Genomic DNA, 15,973 nt, shown 5'->3' with positions numbered 1-15,973 from the left:
GTACACATTCATTTAAACCAACACCATTCTATCGCATATTGTATGAACAACAAATATGCTACATTTAAAAAAGACAACACGAAGGAGATTATCGTTATGAAAGCAAAGTTAATTGATTGGCCTACTTTTATTGGAGCTTTAATCCTTATTTTAGGCGTTTCCATCCCATTAGTTGTTTATCCAACCGCTGGCAAGAAAATTGTAGATATGGCAAACGCATTTATGACAGGAAATTTCGGCATACTTTATTTACTTGTCGGATTAGCTGCATTTGCCTTTCTTATCTTTGTTGCCTTTAGTAAAAACGGCCATATAAAGTTAGGTAAACGTGAGGACCGTAAAGAGTTTGGGACTTTTTCATGGGCAGCCATGCTCTTTGCAGCAGGAATCGGCTCTAGTATTCTTTATTGGGGAATGATCGAGTGGGCGTATTATTATCAAACACCCCCATTCGGGATTGAAGCTGGCTCAAAGGAAGCCATTTCGTGGGCATCCACATATGGGATTTTTCATTGGGGTCCTATTGCATGGGCAATTTATACATTGCCAGCTCTTCCGATCGCATATTTTTACTATGTTCGAAAAAAGCCTGTATTAAAAATTAGTGAAGCTGTAAGACCTGTGCTTGGTAAGCTCGTGGATACCCCGCTCGGTGTCGTGATTGATGTGTTATTTATGTTTGGTCTTATGGGGGGCGCTGGAACAACACTTGCCCTTGGAACCCCTATGATTGCTGAAGGTATCCATGATTTAACAGGTATCCCGATAACACTTGGGATGAAAGCGGTAATTATGCTTTTATGTACGATCATTTTTGCTGTAAGTGCATATTCCGGATTACGAAAAGGAATTAAAATCTTAAGTGATGTAAACCTTTGGTTAGCTATCTTTATATTACTATTTATATTTATATTTGGTCCAACACTTTTCATTAGTGAAACAACTTTTACAAGCATCGGGCTTATTGCGGATAATTTCTTCCATATGGCAACATGGCTCGAACCATTTGGAAATTTAGCTGGTTTTACCGAAACCGAATTTCCCGAATCATGGACCATCTTCTATTGGGCTTGGTGGGTTGTTTATGCACCATTTGTTGGACTTTTCGTAGCGCGAATCTCTCGTGGTAGAACAATAAAAGAAATGATATTAGGGACAATGATATACGGAACGTTAGGCTGCTTACTTTTCTTTGGTATTCTTGGTAATTTCGGTCTATATTTACAGCTAACAGGAAGCTTTGATGTTATTAGTTTTATGAACGCTAATGGAGCACCTGCAGCGATAATTGCTATTTTACATCAGCTACCAATGTCCAATATCATCGTCGGTGTATTTACGGTTCTCGCAATTATTTTCTTAGCAACAACCTTTGATTCGTCGTCTTACATTCTCGCTTCTGTCGTTCAAAAACAGGTGCAAACAGAACCATTACGTTGGAATCGTTTATTTTGGGCGTTTACATTATGTTTATTACCACTCGTACTGATGTTTGTAGGCGATTTAGAAACGTTACGAACAGCAAGTATTGTTGCTGGGTTTCCAGTTATATTTATTATGTTTTTACTTGCTTGGTCCTTTTTAAAGGCCTCTAATCACGATTTACGAGCGGCACGAGATTATGATCCACCAACCATCTATATTAATCGCAAAACAAAGTAATAAGGGCTGAGGCATTCTAGTAAATGTAAAAAAGTCAGATCGTTCATCTTTTGATGGACGGCCTGACTTTTTATAAGGTCTTTTTATCACTCTTTGAGGTAGCACCTTTGTTGACTTACACTACAGAGGCTGCTTTCCGCGGAAACGAATTCAGGCCCCATTCGTTCCAGATACCTAAACAGAGGATAATTTGATTACATATTTATGGTGAGTTGTATCAAACCATTACAATTTTGTTTTGAACTAATGGAATATTTCAGACTCTGCTATTAGATCCTCTAGCTTCATTTGTACGGCATCTAAATAAGCGTCTCGAGCAAATAAGCCGATTCGTTTAATTACCATATCTTCTGCATCAAATAGTAAAAAGTAATTTTCATCAAACATATAATATGTTTGCATCGCGTGGTAGATTGTATAATTTGGGTAGCTATTTACTAGCTTATCAACAGAGTCATTCATAACGATTCCAGCTGTTGTATGCGCATCTTCTGCTTCTGTCATAAAGCCTATTAATTTGCTTTTTTCAATCGCCAAAACAAATTCTGAGGTAGCAATAACTTGAAAACGGTCTGGATGTTTATCCGTAGCCATTTCATCCATATGTAATTCCTGGCCAATCGTCTCCTCAACATCATGTATCGAGCTCCCTAACCGAATACCTTCTAATCCCAGTTCTCCACCCAAAGAAGATGTTATAGAATGTGTTTCGGTGTCTCGATTATTATTCACAGTCTTTTCTTCATTTACTGAATGCTGTTGGTCGTTACTGCACGCAACAAGTATAAAGATGATAATTAACAATGTTAAATGCTTCACTTCGCCACCTCAATCTCCGATGTCATAACTTTATATCGACCTATTTTCTCCTTCTATAAAGCGTTCTTTCCGTTTCCCCGACCAAACAAAGTTATTATTTGGAGCTAACAACAAATAACACAATCAATTGCACGATTCAGCTTCCATTCCAACTATCTTTCATCCTTTTAACTAATTGAAATGGATGCGCTTTCATGATAGTATCAGACTTGAAATTAATTATAATAAAAATTCCGAAATATGAAACAAGGGGAAGTGGAGGGGAAAGCATGGGAAACACAAAGCATACAGGACCAATTAAGCTTTCAAAAAAGCCTGATCCAAGCTTATGGGTTAGTAGTATACCTTTTGGACTCGGCAAAATAAAACCACACCATCTTCGTGATACGATGAAAGTCGTCTGGGAAAACAAAGATAATTTACCGTACGCTACACGCATTTTAACACAAGGTGTCTGTGATGGCTGTGCTCTTGGAGTTTCTGGCTTAAAAGATCAAACACTCACTGGTCCACATTTATGCACGACTCGATTAAATATATTACGGCTAAATACGATGAAATCAATTAACAAGGAGATTCTCCATGCCGATATTGATGAATTAAAAGAACGAAGCAGCACAGAGCTTCGCGAACTTGGTCGTATCCCATATCCACTCATTCGCAAGCCTGGAGAAAGAAGGTTTTCACGTCTTTCCTGGGAGGATGCAATGACATTGATTGCGAATAAGTATAAAGCAATTCAACCGAAGCAGGCCGCCTTTTATTTAACATCACGAGGAATTACAAATGAATCTTATTATACCGCCGCCAAAGTGGCACGATTTCTAGGAACAAACAACATTGACAACGCCTCCCGCATTTGCCATTCACCTTCAAAAACAGCTTTAAGTCGCTCATTAGGGATTGGTGCGTCTAGCTGCAATTATAAGGATTGGATAGGTACTGATGTGCTCGTTTTTTGGGGTTCTGTAGCAGCAAATAATCAACCTGTATCAACTAAATATATGTATGCAGCGAAACGAAAAGGAACCAAGATTATTATCATTAATCCCTACCATGAACCTGCTATGGATCAATATTGGATACCTTCGATTACGGAATCGGCTTTATTCGGCACAAAAATTGCAGATGATGTGTTTCAAGTAAATATCGGTGGAGATATCGCCTTCATGCATGGAATAATGAAGCATTGGTTTGCAATGGAAGAAGAGGAGCATGGTTCAGCAATTGATCATTCGTTTGTAAAAGAACATGTCAACGGGTATGAACAGCTCCGAGCGTTCGTCCAACATTTTGATTGGAAGCAGCTTGAAGCATCCGCAGGGATATCGAAGGAACGAATAAAGGAGCTCGCGGTTCTTCTAGCAAGATCAACATCTGCAGTATTTGTGTGGTCGATGGGGCTAACCCAACATCGATTCGGAACCGATAATGTCTCACAAGTAGCTAATTTAGCATTGCTTCGTGGCTTTATCGGACGGGAGCATTGTGGAGTAATGCCGATTCGTGGTCATTCTGGTGTACAAGGATCAGGAGAAATGGGTGCAGATCCATTTGTATTACCTGGTGGAAATATGAATGAAGAAAATCGAACACGTGTAGAAAACATATGGGGCTTTCCAATTCCTGAATGGCAAGGAGACATTGTTGGGGTCTCACTTGAAAATGCATTATTACCAGAGGAGCATGAACGAAAGCTAAAGCTTTATTATATGTCAGGTGGAAATTTTCTCGAAACGATGCCTGATCCTGATTTTGTCCAGCAATGCCTAAAAAACATAGAAGTTCGAGTACATCAAGATATTATCTTAAATAGTTCCACACTAGTCGATGCGAAAGAAGCGGTTGTTGTACTTCCAGCAATGACTCGGTATGAACAGCCTGGTGGTGGAACGTCTACTTCCACAGAGCGGATGGTCTACTATTCGCCAGAGATTAAAGGACCACGCATTGAAGAGGCAAGAGCAGAATGGGAGATTTATGTTGATTTAGCGAAGCGAGTAATACCGGAGAAAACGGAATTAATCAACTTTTCTAATGCAACAGAAATACGGGAAGAAATTGCGCAAGCCGCTCCTAATTATGATGGCATTCAACACCTAAAAAAGAAAGGTGATGTATTTCAATGGGGTGGCGCTTGGCTTTGTGAAGGAGGTATATGTCCAACAAAGGATGGAAAAGGGAACCTTATCGCAATCGAGCTGCCGGAGCTCCGTAAACCAGAAGGCCACTTTTATGTAACGACACGTCGGGGGAAGCAATTTAATTCGATGATATATAGTGATACCGATCCATTTAATGATGCAGATCGCTATGATATTCTTATGAATCACGAAGACGGCGAATCTCATGGGATTTCAGAGGGCGATGCAATTGTAGCCTTTAATCAATTCGGTTCCTTCACAGGACGTGCCAAGTTTGTACCCTTGAAGAATGGAAATATAGAGGTGCATTGGCCAGAAGGAAATGTGCTTATTCCTAAAGGCGTATATGAGGCCGAAGCAGGGATTCCTGAGTATAATACTTCCGTTATCGTCGAAAAAGCGGAAACATACTTTGCTCATAAAGATACGAAGTATGCAGAAAAACGAATGGAAGAATTAGAAACGGAGATGACGTAAACCAAGTAGGTGATATTGGATGAGCAACACGAAGAAGATAAGCTGGGAGGTTTCTCAATTTCATGGCGACGTACGTTCGCAGAAGCAAGAAGTCGTTGCCACTGAGTTTCCTCTAACCGTAATCGTAAATGGGGAGGAATTTGCAACAATGGTATGTTCTCCTTCTCATTTGAAAGAACTAATTGTTGGATTTTTAGCATCGGAGGGAATCATTCGCCACTATGATGAATTGCTATCACTAGATATTGATGAAACACAAGGCTTTGCTTATGTAGAAATAAACAAGCCAATAAAGCAACAGGATCATTCTAAGCGTTTTATCGGATCTTGCTGTGGAAAAAGTCGACAATTTTATTTTAAAAGTGATGTAAAAACTGCTAAAACCATTAGAAATAAAATTTCACTAACAGCTACACAATGCTATAACCTAATGGGACAGCTTCAACTACAGTCCAATTCCTTTCACATAACAGGCGGGGTACACAATGCTGCACTATGCAATGTAGAACAAGTGCTAGCAATTCGAACCGATATTGGCCGCCATAATGCACTTGATAAATTATACGGAGATATCTTAATAAAACAGATTCCACTTCACGATAAAGTTATTGCATTTAGCGGGCGCGTTTCCTCTGAAGTGCTCTTAAAAATATCTAAAATTGGAATTGGCATTCTACTTTCAAAATCAGCACCTACGGATTTAGCTTTACAGCTTGCAAATGATTTAGGAATTACTGTTATTGGCTTTATACGAGGAAAAAAAATGAATGTATACACAAACGCTTGGCGTATAAAAGAAAACGAGCAATAGCTGCTCACCTATCAAGTGAAGCCGCTCGCTCATTTTGCCCAACACCCCATTCTGTTCGCTTGACCAACGAAAAGAGCTTAGCCGAACGAGCTAAGCTCCCAATAATTTAAGTCAAAGCGAACCTTCCCCCTACTTGCAAATTCGATTCGTTCTTCATTTGGATCAGGAAAAATCCGCGCAGTAAAGGTTTCTTCTCCATCATTGACGAAGATTTCAATTGACGAACGATCAAGGAAAATGTGTAACGATGTTAAGCTAATTAAAGAGGTTCCCCTTTTTTCCATTCCATCACCAGTTAATCTTTTTCGTTCTAATATCATTTCTTGGCGGACTGCATTAAAGGTTAGTCTCGCATACTTGCGAAATTCAATGGTAAAGCTTGTTTTCGTATCAAATTGAAACTGATTTAATTCCAGTTCCAGCACAGCCCCTTGTACACCTGATAATTGTATTGTTTCATCCTCTACTACCGTCTCACGATAAGATTCTCCGTTTTTTCGAAGTAAGGTTAGCTCCGAAACCGGTTGCTGCAATAATTTATTATCCTTTACGATTAATTCGCGTGGCAAAGTCATCGCATGAACCCAGCCATTTGCAATTGTCGGGTGCAAGGCTTCATTCGAATCGGTAATTCCCATCCAAGCAAACAATAGCCTACGACCTCGACTGTCTTCTGTTGTTTGTGGTGCATAAAAATCAAACCCACGATCCAGTTCTTGAAAACTACCATGCTGAAATAGTTTTGTTTCCAAATCTAACTTTCCAATAAAATAGCCTGACTGATATAGATTATTAAATTGAAATCCCTGCGCTTCCATTCCTTGTGGAGAAACGAGAAGCACATCCTGCCCATCGACAGAAAATAGATCTGGGCATTCCCACATATAGCCATGATCACCAAGTCCTTGTCGATTAGATCCAGCTATAACCCCTTCGTTGTTCCAGTTGTATAAATCTCGCGAGGAAAAAAGAACAACACACCCCTGCTCCATTATATCCTGTGCGCCAATTACCATGAACCATGTATTTCCTTGCTTCCAAACCTTTGGATCACGAAAATGCGGCGTAAAACCTTCAGGTAAGTGAAGAATGGGGCCTTTCTTTTCAAATTGAATGCCGTCCGAAGAAATGGCTAGGCATTGATAAGTTTCTCGCGTGCTTTCCCTTTTCACATTTCCTGTGTAAAACAAATATAGCTTTTCATTATGTTCAATAGCACTTCCTGAATAACAGCCATTTCTATCATAGGCATCCGTAGGAGTAAGTGCGATTTCTTCTTCCACCCATTCTACGAGATTAGAGGAGCTGTAATGTCCCCAAAATTTTGCCCCATGTGAAGTAGCGAACGGATTCCACTGATAAAACAGATGGTAACGTCCATTAAATTGAATAAATCCATTGGGATCATTCAACAATCCAACCGGAGGCATAAGGTGGTATGCTAATCGAAACGGATCTTGATGCACGAGTAGTTCAAATTGCTTTATACGTTGATGTACGCTTTCGATTACCTGCTTCTTATTCATCGTAGATACTCCTTGTATATTATGTTTAGACACTATATTATTTCCACCTGTTCTTTCTTACTGATCTTTAGATTATTACATCTGTTAAACCACTTTTTCACTGGAGGCGGACGCTTTCCACGGGCATAGAATGAGCCACCTCGGAAGAAATCCACTTTCTTTAGAGTCTCAAGTTTCATAGTTCTCCCGCTGGAGTCGCCGCCTTCTTTCCAACTGCTATCATCTTTAATTTATTGCTACTTATCTAAATCTGAAACTTAATAATCAAATAACTAATTCATTTTGTTTTGACATACTATCACAGGGCTGTTGATTATTACTTCAAGTATTTCTGAATCGCTTCCAAGGTTGGAAGAGCGCTCATAGCCCCCTTCGATGCTGTTGCTAATCCACCTGATACTGCTGCAAAAGCAGCCGTCCTTTTCACTTCCTCTACACTCCAATTGGAAATGCATTTTTTTTGTTCATGTACTTGATAGAGCATCGCAGAAACAAAGGCATCTCCTGCACCTGTCGTGTCAATCGTTTCCACCTTTATTGCTGGCACATGAACAATACCCTCAAGACAGTAGCTTATACTTCCGTGCGCACCTCTTGTTACGAATACAAGTGGTATATTATAGTGACGAGCTAAAGTTACCAGCTCTTGCTCTCCTGATCCACCCATTAAAAATGCAAGTTCTTCTTCAGATAGCTTTAAAACATCTACATAAGGCAATACCGATGTTATCGTTTGTTTTGCAACACGTTCATTTTCCCATAGGCTTATACGTAAATTAGGATCATAGGAGAGAAGCATATTGTTTTTCTTAGCAAGCTTGATTGCTCTCCAAGTAGCCTTTCGAACTGACTCATGAATAAGAGATATAGATCCAATATGAAGTATTTTTTTCGATTTAAATAGCTCCTCGTCAACCTCTTCTCCTTCCAAAAAGCTATCTGCACTTGGTTGGTTAAAAAATGAAAAGGTTCGTTCTCCATGCGCATCAAGCTCAACAAATACAACGCCTGTTTGCACCTCTTCGCTAAAAGAGACACGAGAAACATCGACTCCATAAGAAGCAAGTGTCCGATGCAAAAACGATCCCAGCACATCTTTGCCAACCTTGCCTAGAAAAGTAACCTCTATACCTAAAGCTGCTAATCCGACAGCAACATTAGCCGGCGCACCCCCAGGACTTTTTTGATAGAGGAGATTCGCTTTATCCATTGGAATAAAATCAATCAATGCTTCACCAAGTGAAATAATCCCTTTTTTCATATATTGTTCTCTCCTAACCGTGAAATCATCGAACGCCCCTATTTTCATATTTGATGGAGCGAAATTATATGATTTATTGTACTAGATCCTTTTTATCTGAAAAACCGAACACCCAAGTAAGCATGAACGCAACTGCAATCGCAAGAATATTTACGAATAAATAACCGATGATTTGATTATTCAAATAAAGCAATGTTCCAGGAATAACTGTAATGGCCATACCGGTTGCCTTTAAGCCAAGAAGGGCTGCCGCAAAGCCTCCAACACCTCCACCAATTAATCCCATAATAAATGGTTTGCCGTACCGTAGGTTTACCCCAAAAATTGCCGGCTCTGTTATACCAAGAAACGCAGAAAAAGAAGATGGGAGTGCCAACGCTTTTAGCTTTTTTGATTTTGTTTTTAACCCTACAGCAAGTGCAGCTCCTCCTTGTGCTGCTACCGCACTTGTGACAATCGCATTGTAAGCATTAAATCCATATTGCTCAAGTAGCTTTATTTCCATCAAATTAAATATGTGATGCACACCTGTAACAACAATTATTTGATTAAAGAATCCAATAATTAATCCACTAATACCAAGTGGCCAGCTTAATACTGCCACCGTTCCTTTCAAAATATAATCCTCGACAACATGAAAGATCGGTCCAACAATAAATAATGCTAATGTAATCATCACGAGCAATGTCAAGAAAGGTGTGACAATTAAATCAAGCGCTTCAGGTACACGTTTTCGAATTTTTTGTTCTAGCTTGGCACCAATAATACCAGCAATAAATGCAGGCAATACCGAGCCTTGATAACCTACCACTGGAATGAAGTCTAAAAACATAATCGGATTGATGTCCTGCCCCGCAACTGCCCAAGCATTTGGAAGAGATGGACTTACCAACATTAATCCGAGTACCAATCCAATAACTGGCGTCCCTCCAAACACTCGAAATGTGGACCAAGTAACTAGTGCAGGTAAAAATATAAATGCTGTATCCGTTAATACTTGTGTAAAGAGAATGAAGTTTTCAGATATGTCTGCTGGCGTCAGTCCAAACCATCCTAAAATCTCCGGCTGCATGACTAGACCACGAAGCCCCATGAACAAACCTGTAGCAACAAGGACTGGGATAATCGGTACAAACACATCACCAAACGAGCGAATGGCACGTTTCCACGCTTTTTGTTCTTGTTTAACTGTTTCCGATTGATCTGATTTCGACTTTCCCGTAATTCCAAGCTTTTCTACTTCTTCAAAAATGCGATTCACTGTACCCGTTCCTAAAATAACTTGATACTGACCTGAATTATAGAAAGCCCCTTTCACTTTATCAATGCTTTCTACTTTTTCTTGATCCACTTTCTCCTTATCGTTTACCATAATGCGAAGCCTTGTTGCACAATGCGCTACAGAACGAATATTTTCCTCTCCACCAACTGCTTCGACAATTTCTTTTGCAATACGTTGATTTTCCCTCATACTACTCACCTCTTCTTTTGGTTTTAATTAAATCGCTTTCATTTTGTGGAATCGATTCCACAAACTACAAAAAATAGTATAGCTGCTTGATCGCCAACATCTTTTAATAACGTGTTGAGAATCAAACAAAAAAATAATGCTCAAATGTGGAATCGATTCCACATTCTAATATAAATGATTATACACTATCTCTTTCAATTAATCTATACTTCATAACAATTTTTTTACGTTCCTTTTGTTGTCCGCGAATATGACGAATAATTAATTGAGCAGCTTCATATCCAACTTTTTCATTTGCAAACTCAATCGTAGAGAGAGCGGGCGTAATAAATCGTGATACCTTGGAATTACCTGTTCCAGCTATGGCAATTTTATTTGGAACCTCTATTTTTTGCTCATGTAAATAGTGCATTGCTCCAATAGCAATCGTATCTGTCACAGCAAAAATCGCCGTTGGCAACTCTACCGCTTGCTCTACCATTTCTTTCATCGCCAAATAACCCGAATCAAAATCAAAATTAGCGGTTACCATCCATTCAGGTTTAGTCTGCAGACGATGGTCTGTTAGCGCATCTAAATAGCCTTGCTTTCTTTCTACTCCTACTGCTCGATCCGTTTCAGGAACACCAATAAAACCAATATGCTCATGCCCTTTCTCAATCAGCAACGATGTCATATCCTTCCCCGCTTGATAATCATTATTTATGACCACTGAAACACCAGGAATATCCTGCCCAACAGCAACAAGCGGAATCTTCAGCTTGTTGATTTCTTCAATCAGTGCTTCGTTAATATTGGTCGCAAGTAAAATGATTCCATCGACCTGTCTACTACGAAGTAGCTTTAAATTTTCAATCTCTTTTTCTGGATTCAAATTCGTGTTAGCTAAAATCATTTGATATCCAAGCTTGGCAAGCGCATCATTTATCGCATTTACCATTCTGCTTGATGTATCTGTACTTAATCGTGGCAAAATAACCCCAATAACTTTTGTTTGCTTTGTACGCAATGATTTAGCATGTTCACTTGGAATATATCCTGTTTCCTCTATAACCTTTAAAATCCGCTTTCTCGTTTCCTCGCCGACATAGCCTGAATTATTTAAAACGCGAGACACCGTAGAACTGGATGCCTTTGCTAAACGAGCGATTTCTTTAATTGTAATCATGTCCATTCCTCCGTACAATACAATTATGTATATTGTACTGTAATTTAATTTGTTTTAAAATGCTCTGTTTCTTTTCCGTTAATTTGTTTTGAAAAAAGTCATATAAAATTTGTCTACTTTGTGAACTAATCAACAAACAATTTCATTAAAATAAGGCAATCATTTTTAAGCTAGCTTCACAAACTGTATAATTAAAACAGGTTTGAACATTCTATAACTATACATTGGGAGGTAATCAATAATGGGAAAACTACAAGATAAAATTGCAATAATCACTGGTGGTGCATCTGGAATCGGTGCAATGATGGTAGACCTTTTTACAAAAGAGGGCGCAACAGTCATTGCAGCAGATATTAACGAAGATGCCTTGAAAAAGATTAGTGAAAAAGAAAATGTGCACGGAATGAAGCTAGACGTTTCTTCTGAAGAAGCTTGGAAAACATTAACTAAAAATGTGAAGGATCAATTTGGAAGAATTGATATCCTTGTAAACAATGCTGGTGTAAGCACAGAGAAAACTATCGAAGAACTTGATTACAAAGATTGGGAATTCCTAAACAAAATCAATGGCTTCGGTACAATGCTTGGTATTAAATATACTGCTCCATACATGGTAGAACAGAAAAAAGGTGCAATTGTTAACCTATCTTCCGTTACATCAATGGTTGGAATGGGCTTAAACTCTTACAGTGCTTCTAAAGGGGCAGTACGTGCACTTTCTAAAGCAGCAGCAACTCAATATGCTAGACAAGGCATTCGTATAAACACAGTATTCCCTGGTGTTATTGAAACACCTATGGTTGAAGGACTTTCATCAAGTGATGATGCATTAGCAAGAATTAATGCAATGACTCCTATGGGACGTCTTGGTCAACCAGAAGAAGTAGGAAAAGCAATTGTCTTCCTTGCAAGTGATGATGCATCTTACATTACTGGAGCAGAACTTCCAATTGATGGTGGATACTCTGCATTATAAGGACAAATCTGAAGCGCACTCTTAAAATTGGGAGGCGCTTCTTTTTTTATTATTAGAATTCGTCATTCTTTTTTGTAATAAAAAATTCATGTCTATCATCTACACCGAGTATATATTGATTTCGAAGGGTTATCCTTAGTGGGAAAATTTTAGATTTCTTTTCTGAAAACAGCCATCTTCTCCCTTCACCGGTTAATAAAACAAAAACCCCATTATCTTTTGCTTTCATAAAGCTTAAAGAATCATTTGAAATTGGCTTATCGTCGCTCTTATAGGCACTTATTTTTTTGAATTGCTCCCCGACACTAGGAGCATCTTTTACAATTAACCCAATTTCACTAACATTAAGAATCTGGTGCACCGAAAATGGTTCATCACTAGTTGGGTTTACGTTATATCGAGCAATAAGCTCCACGATATTCCCAGCTGGGTCTTCAAAATAGCAGGCATGAGCTGGCCAAAATGAAAAATCCGCTTCATCTTCTCCATCTTCTAATAACAACGTTGTTTTTGCTTTCAACCACGTTTTTGCTTCTTGAAATTGATTCGAGGGAAGGTTGAATGCAAAATGATAATACGGCTCTCCAACAACATATTCATTCGTAAATTCTAACAGACTTGATCCTACTTTAATTCGAAAATGCGTTGCATCTTCACTAAAAAGGGAGAACCCTAATTGTTTCGTATAAAATTGTTTCATCTCTTCTAATTGACTGGTATGTAATGTTAGTAGCTCTATCTCCATTTACTACTTAACCTCCAATGCAGTTTCGTTTCTTCCTCAAGTGTAATATAAATATTTTTAAATTCAAACTTTTTTAACAAAAGGTTGCTATACATCTTTAATTTTTTCGCATTATCTAGTACCCCTATTTTGTAGAATATGCTATTATTATAAATATAGGTAATTTTACCCAATACTTTAGTAGCTTTTCCGAAGAAGAGGGGGTAGCGATGTCAAAACGTATCAAGCTATTTATTATACTTTTATTTACACTCTCCTTGCTCATAGCTTTCTCCATAGGACCAAGCTTGTTTTCCATTTCCTTTACGACCTATGTAAAAGTATTATTCATCTACTTGTTCTTTTCATCTCTATATGCTCACTTGAAAATCGTTGTTAAAAAAGGAAGAGTCAATGTAGATTACGGCGTATCATACAGTCTTTCAATCGGATTATTTGCAGGACCACTAGGGCTATTTATTTTTGAGACGATTCACCGATTTACTGTATATCTATATCGAAAAGCAAAAAACACCGCTGACCCTGATGAGTTTATTCATACCTTCTACAACATTGGTTCATTTACATTAAATCATTCCATTGCCTATTTTTTGTTTTTTCAAATATACCCATTGGTATCATCGATCCCATTTGGATTTTGGATCCTTATTATTTTCCTTGTTTTGCTTGTTTCCTTGTTATCTGATGCATATTTATCCATTATCTTTGCATGGATGGGAGACATGAAAACATTCAAAGATGCCATTAATTTCTTTAAAAGCAGAAGCATACTGGATATGGGGAAACTCGCTTTCACGAATGGGTTATTGTTTATCTTTCTAAAGGAAAATCAATGGGAAATGCTGATTTGCTTTTTCGTTTTAAATTACTTGGTAAGCCGATCATTTTTTGAAAAGTCGGAGAGCCTCCAGCATAAAATGGAACGAGATAAATTCGAACAGATGGCTTACACGGATTTTTTAACAGAAGTATATAATCGTGCATTCATGGATAAGACGATGGCTGCTTTAAATAACAGCGGAGAAAAGGTCGGAATCATTGTTGCAGATATTGACTTTTTTAAGCAAATTAACGATACGTATAATCACGCAGTAGGAGATCGTGTTATTCAACACGTTGCTGCCACAATTCAAGAATGTTTAAGCGACGATGATTATCTTTTTCGAAGTGGTGGTGAAGAGTTCACTATCATTTTACGTCATCGTGAATATGAAGCATGTGTAGACCTTGTGGAACAAATGCGAGAAAAAATCGCAGCAACTCCTGCTATAAGTGATATTCAAGAAAAACAAGTCGAACTAACGATAACTGCCTCCTTTGGTATGTATTTTTATAGAACAAATGAAGTATTTGATATTCATAAAGCATATATTTTTGCAGATCAGTTATTACTCCAGTCTAAAAAACGTGGAAGAAATACCACTTCCACCAAAAATGGCATGTCTGATCTTCCACTTTCTATGCGTTTTCATCCTTAACAAAGGGGCATCTATTTCTGTTCGCTTGAAATAGATGCCCCTAAATTAATTGCGATATTTCTCCACGTATTCTTCAAAATCAAGAACTTCTATTGCATCCGACCAATGTAAAACGGTTCCGACAAAGTCTCGGATATCTAATCCGGACATTTCATACGTATTCCCATCATTCACAGTCCCTGTCGCATCTTCTACAAAGGTAACATCATATCCACGATCATAAGCAGCTATCGCTGTAAACATGCAGCAAAACTCCGTATTAAAGCCAACGATAAATAGATGCTTCACTTGAAACTGTATCAATAGTTCTTCAAGCCCTGTTTTAAAAAAAGAGCTAGGAGTCTTTTTTATCACGATGTGATCGGCTGCTTCTTGGATAAAAGGAAGAAGCTCTGACCCTTCTGATTCTTTGTACAGCGGACTTCTATCGTCATCAACTAAATGACGCATACAAATTATTTGACTACTGTCTCTTTTAAAATCAGTGATGATTGTTTCAATTCGGTCCAATTCTTCCCTAAAGTCGTTATGATTCACAATTCCATTTTGAACATCAATGACAAGTAAAGCTTTCATCTTCCTCCCCCTTTTTTACTTATGATTCTAAAGTGATCATATCAATAAACACACGCTATGTCATGATGCTCTTATGCACAGCTAGAAAATTCATTTATTGTTTACAAGGATGCTCTATGCGTTTCATTCATTTAGCTAACTTCTTGCATCGATTACTGTAAGTGTTTTGGTGGGGGTGGAAAATTCTCATTTTGTTCTACCTCTGTAAATAAGCTTGCTTGTTGATTCATTTGTTGAAAATGCTGATTTAATTGGCTTAACTGCGCATGAAGCTCTGCATAATGGTGGTTCTCTAATCTTTTATTTAATGTTTGTTCGATACGCATCATCGCTTGCTGAAATTCCTTTTTCGTCACTGGCTGTGCTTCCGATTTCAATGTAAATCCAAGCTGTCCATTTGGCTCCAACGTCGCCCATTGCACATCATTCATGTTTGTAACTTGATTTTGACGCAAATTCATTTCTAACTGATCGACTGTAAGTCTTACTTTGCGTAGATTTTTCTCATTTAAGCGTCCATCCTCGATTAGTATTTTTGATTTTCCTGTTAACAGCTTTTCAAAAACATTTCCTTTTATTTGTGCTAGCTCCATTGCTATTAATGTTAGCACGAGGATGCCCCCAACACCGACGGTTATCCATATGTTTTTTCCAGCTACAGGCTGTATTAACAGGGAACCAATCCCGACCATAATTACTGTCTGTGGTAGTGTCATTTGAGAAATAGACTTTCTGCCAGCTAGTCGTAATAAAAATGTACCTGCAAAAACAATTACTATTGCCTTCCATATCCAATCGAAATCCATACTATTCCTCTCCTAACATTTCATTTTAATCTAGTTTTTGTAGGATAGGAATG

Annotated in this window: 13 protein-coding genes; 5 read left to right on the top strand and 8 right to left on the bottom strand. The window is 38.2% G+C overall.

Features of this window, described 5'->3' with window-relative positions; genetic code table 11:
- Positions 1-96 precede the first annotated feature (96 nt).
- Positions 97-1,662: a BCCT family transporter gene (locus SPK86_RS08485; RefSeq protein ID WP_330949106.1), complete on the top strand. Its 1,566-nt coding sequence runs from the start codon at positions 97-99 to the stop codon at positions 1,660-1,662.
- 243 nt (positions 1,663-1,905) lie between these two features.
- Here the strand turns inward: SPK86_RS08485 and SPK86_RS08480 are convergent, their stop codons facing one another.
- Positions 1,906-2,481, bottom strand: coding sequence for a hypothetical protein (locus SPK86_RS08480; RefSeq protein ID WP_330949105.1), 576 nt, complete (start codon positions 2,479-2,481; stop codon positions 1,906-1,908).
- A 269-nt stretch (positions 2,482-2,750) separates the two neighbouring features.
- Between SPK86_RS08480 and SPK86_RS08475 the strand changes: the two genes are divergently transcribed.
- Together SPK86_RS08475 and fdhD are read left to right on the top strand one after the other, a co-directional pair.
- Positions 2,751-5,102: an FdhF/YdeP family oxidoreductase gene (locus SPK86_RS08475; protein WP_330949104.1), complete on the top strand. Its 2,352-nt coding sequence runs from the start codon at positions 2,751-2,753 to the stop codon at positions 5,100-5,102.
- 19 nt (positions 5,103-5,121) lie between these two features.
- Positions 5,122-5,913 (top strand): formate dehydrogenase accessory sulfurtransferase FdhD, encoded by a 792-nt coding sequence (fdhD, locus tag SPK86_RS08470; protein WP_284140251.1) that lies wholly within the window; start codon positions 5,122-5,124, stop codon positions 5,911-5,913.
- A gap of 77 nt (positions 5,914-5,990) precedes the next feature.
- On the opposite strand, the gene SPK86_RS08465 is transcribed toward fdhD, so the two are convergent.
- The 4 genes from SPK86_RS08465 to SPK86_RS08450 form a co-directional block, all read right to left on the bottom strand.
- Positions 5,991-7,439, bottom strand: a complete 1,449-nt coding sequence (locus tag SPK86_RS08465; protein ID WP_330949103.1) for a glycoside hydrolase family 32 protein — start codon at positions 7,437-7,439, stop codon at positions 5,991-5,993.
- Between the two features lie 316 nt (positions 7,440-7,755).
- Entirely contained in the window at positions 7,756-8,700 is a 945-nt protein-coding gene (locus SPK86_RS08460) for a carbohydrate kinase family protein (RefSeq protein WP_330949102.1), read from the bottom strand.
- Positions 8,701-8,773: 73 nt separating this feature from the next.
- Complete coding sequence (locus SPK86_RS08455) at positions 8,774-10,171, bottom strand: sucrose-specific PTS transporter subunit IIBC (RefSeq protein WP_330949101.1); 1,398 nt, start codon at positions 10,169-10,171, stop codon at positions 8,774-8,776.
- Positions 10,172-10,349: 178 nt separating this feature from the next.
- Positions 10,350-11,339, bottom strand: a complete 990-nt coding sequence (locus SPK86_RS08450) for a LacI family DNA-binding transcriptional regulator (RefSeq protein ID WP_284140255.1) — start codon at positions 11,337-11,339, stop codon at positions 10,350-10,352.
- A 241-nt stretch (positions 11,340-11,580) separates the two neighbouring features.
- Here SPK86_RS08450 and SPK86_RS08445 point away from each other — a divergent pair, with 241 nt between their 5' ends.
- Complete coding sequence (locus tag SPK86_RS08445) at positions 11,581-12,315, top strand: SDR family NAD(P)-dependent oxidoreductase (RefSeq protein WP_284140256.1); 735 nt, start codon at positions 11,581-11,583, stop codon at positions 12,313-12,315.
- Between the two features lie 52 nt (positions 12,316-12,367).
- Here the strand turns inward: SPK86_RS08445 and SPK86_RS08440 are convergent, their stop codons facing one another.
- Entirely contained in the window at positions 12,368-13,060 is a 693-nt protein-coding gene (locus SPK86_RS08440) for a VOC family protein (protein ID WP_284140257.1), read from the bottom strand.
- A gap of 209 nt (positions 13,061-13,269) precedes the next feature.
- On the opposite strand from SPK86_RS08440, the gene SPK86_RS08435 reads away from it, so the two are divergent.
- Positions 13,270-14,538: a GGDEF domain-containing protein gene (locus SPK86_RS08435; RefSeq protein WP_284140258.1), complete on the top strand. Its 1,269-nt coding sequence runs from the start codon at positions 13,270-13,272 to the stop codon at positions 14,536-14,538.
- 45 nt (positions 14,539-14,583) lie between these two features.
- Here the strand turns inward: SPK86_RS08435 and SPK86_RS08430 are convergent, their stop codons facing one another.
- The gene (locus tag SPK86_RS08430; protein WP_330949100.1) at positions 14,584-15,114 is read right to left on the bottom strand and encodes an isochorismatase family protein; all 531 of its coding nucleotides are present in this window, start codon (positions 15,112-15,114) and stop codon (positions 14,584-14,586) included.
- Positions 15,115-15,266: 152 nt separating this feature from the next.
- Positions 15,267-15,920 carry a DUF421 domain-containing protein gene (locus SPK86_RS08425; protein WP_284140260.1) on the bottom strand — a complete coding sequence of 218 codons (654 nt, stop codon included), beginning with the start codon at positions 15,918-15,920 and terminating at the stop codon, positions 15,267-15,269.
- Positions 15,921-15,973 lie beyond the last annotated feature (53 nt).

It is taken from the genome of Virgibacillus sp. MG-45, assembly GCF_036409425.1.
Taxonomy (GTDB): Bacteria; Bacillota; Bacilli; order Bacillales; family Amphibacillaceae; genus LDC-1.
The sequence above is the reverse complement of the archived record's forward strand: the minus strand, read 5'-3'. Positions and strand labels throughout refer to the sequence as shown.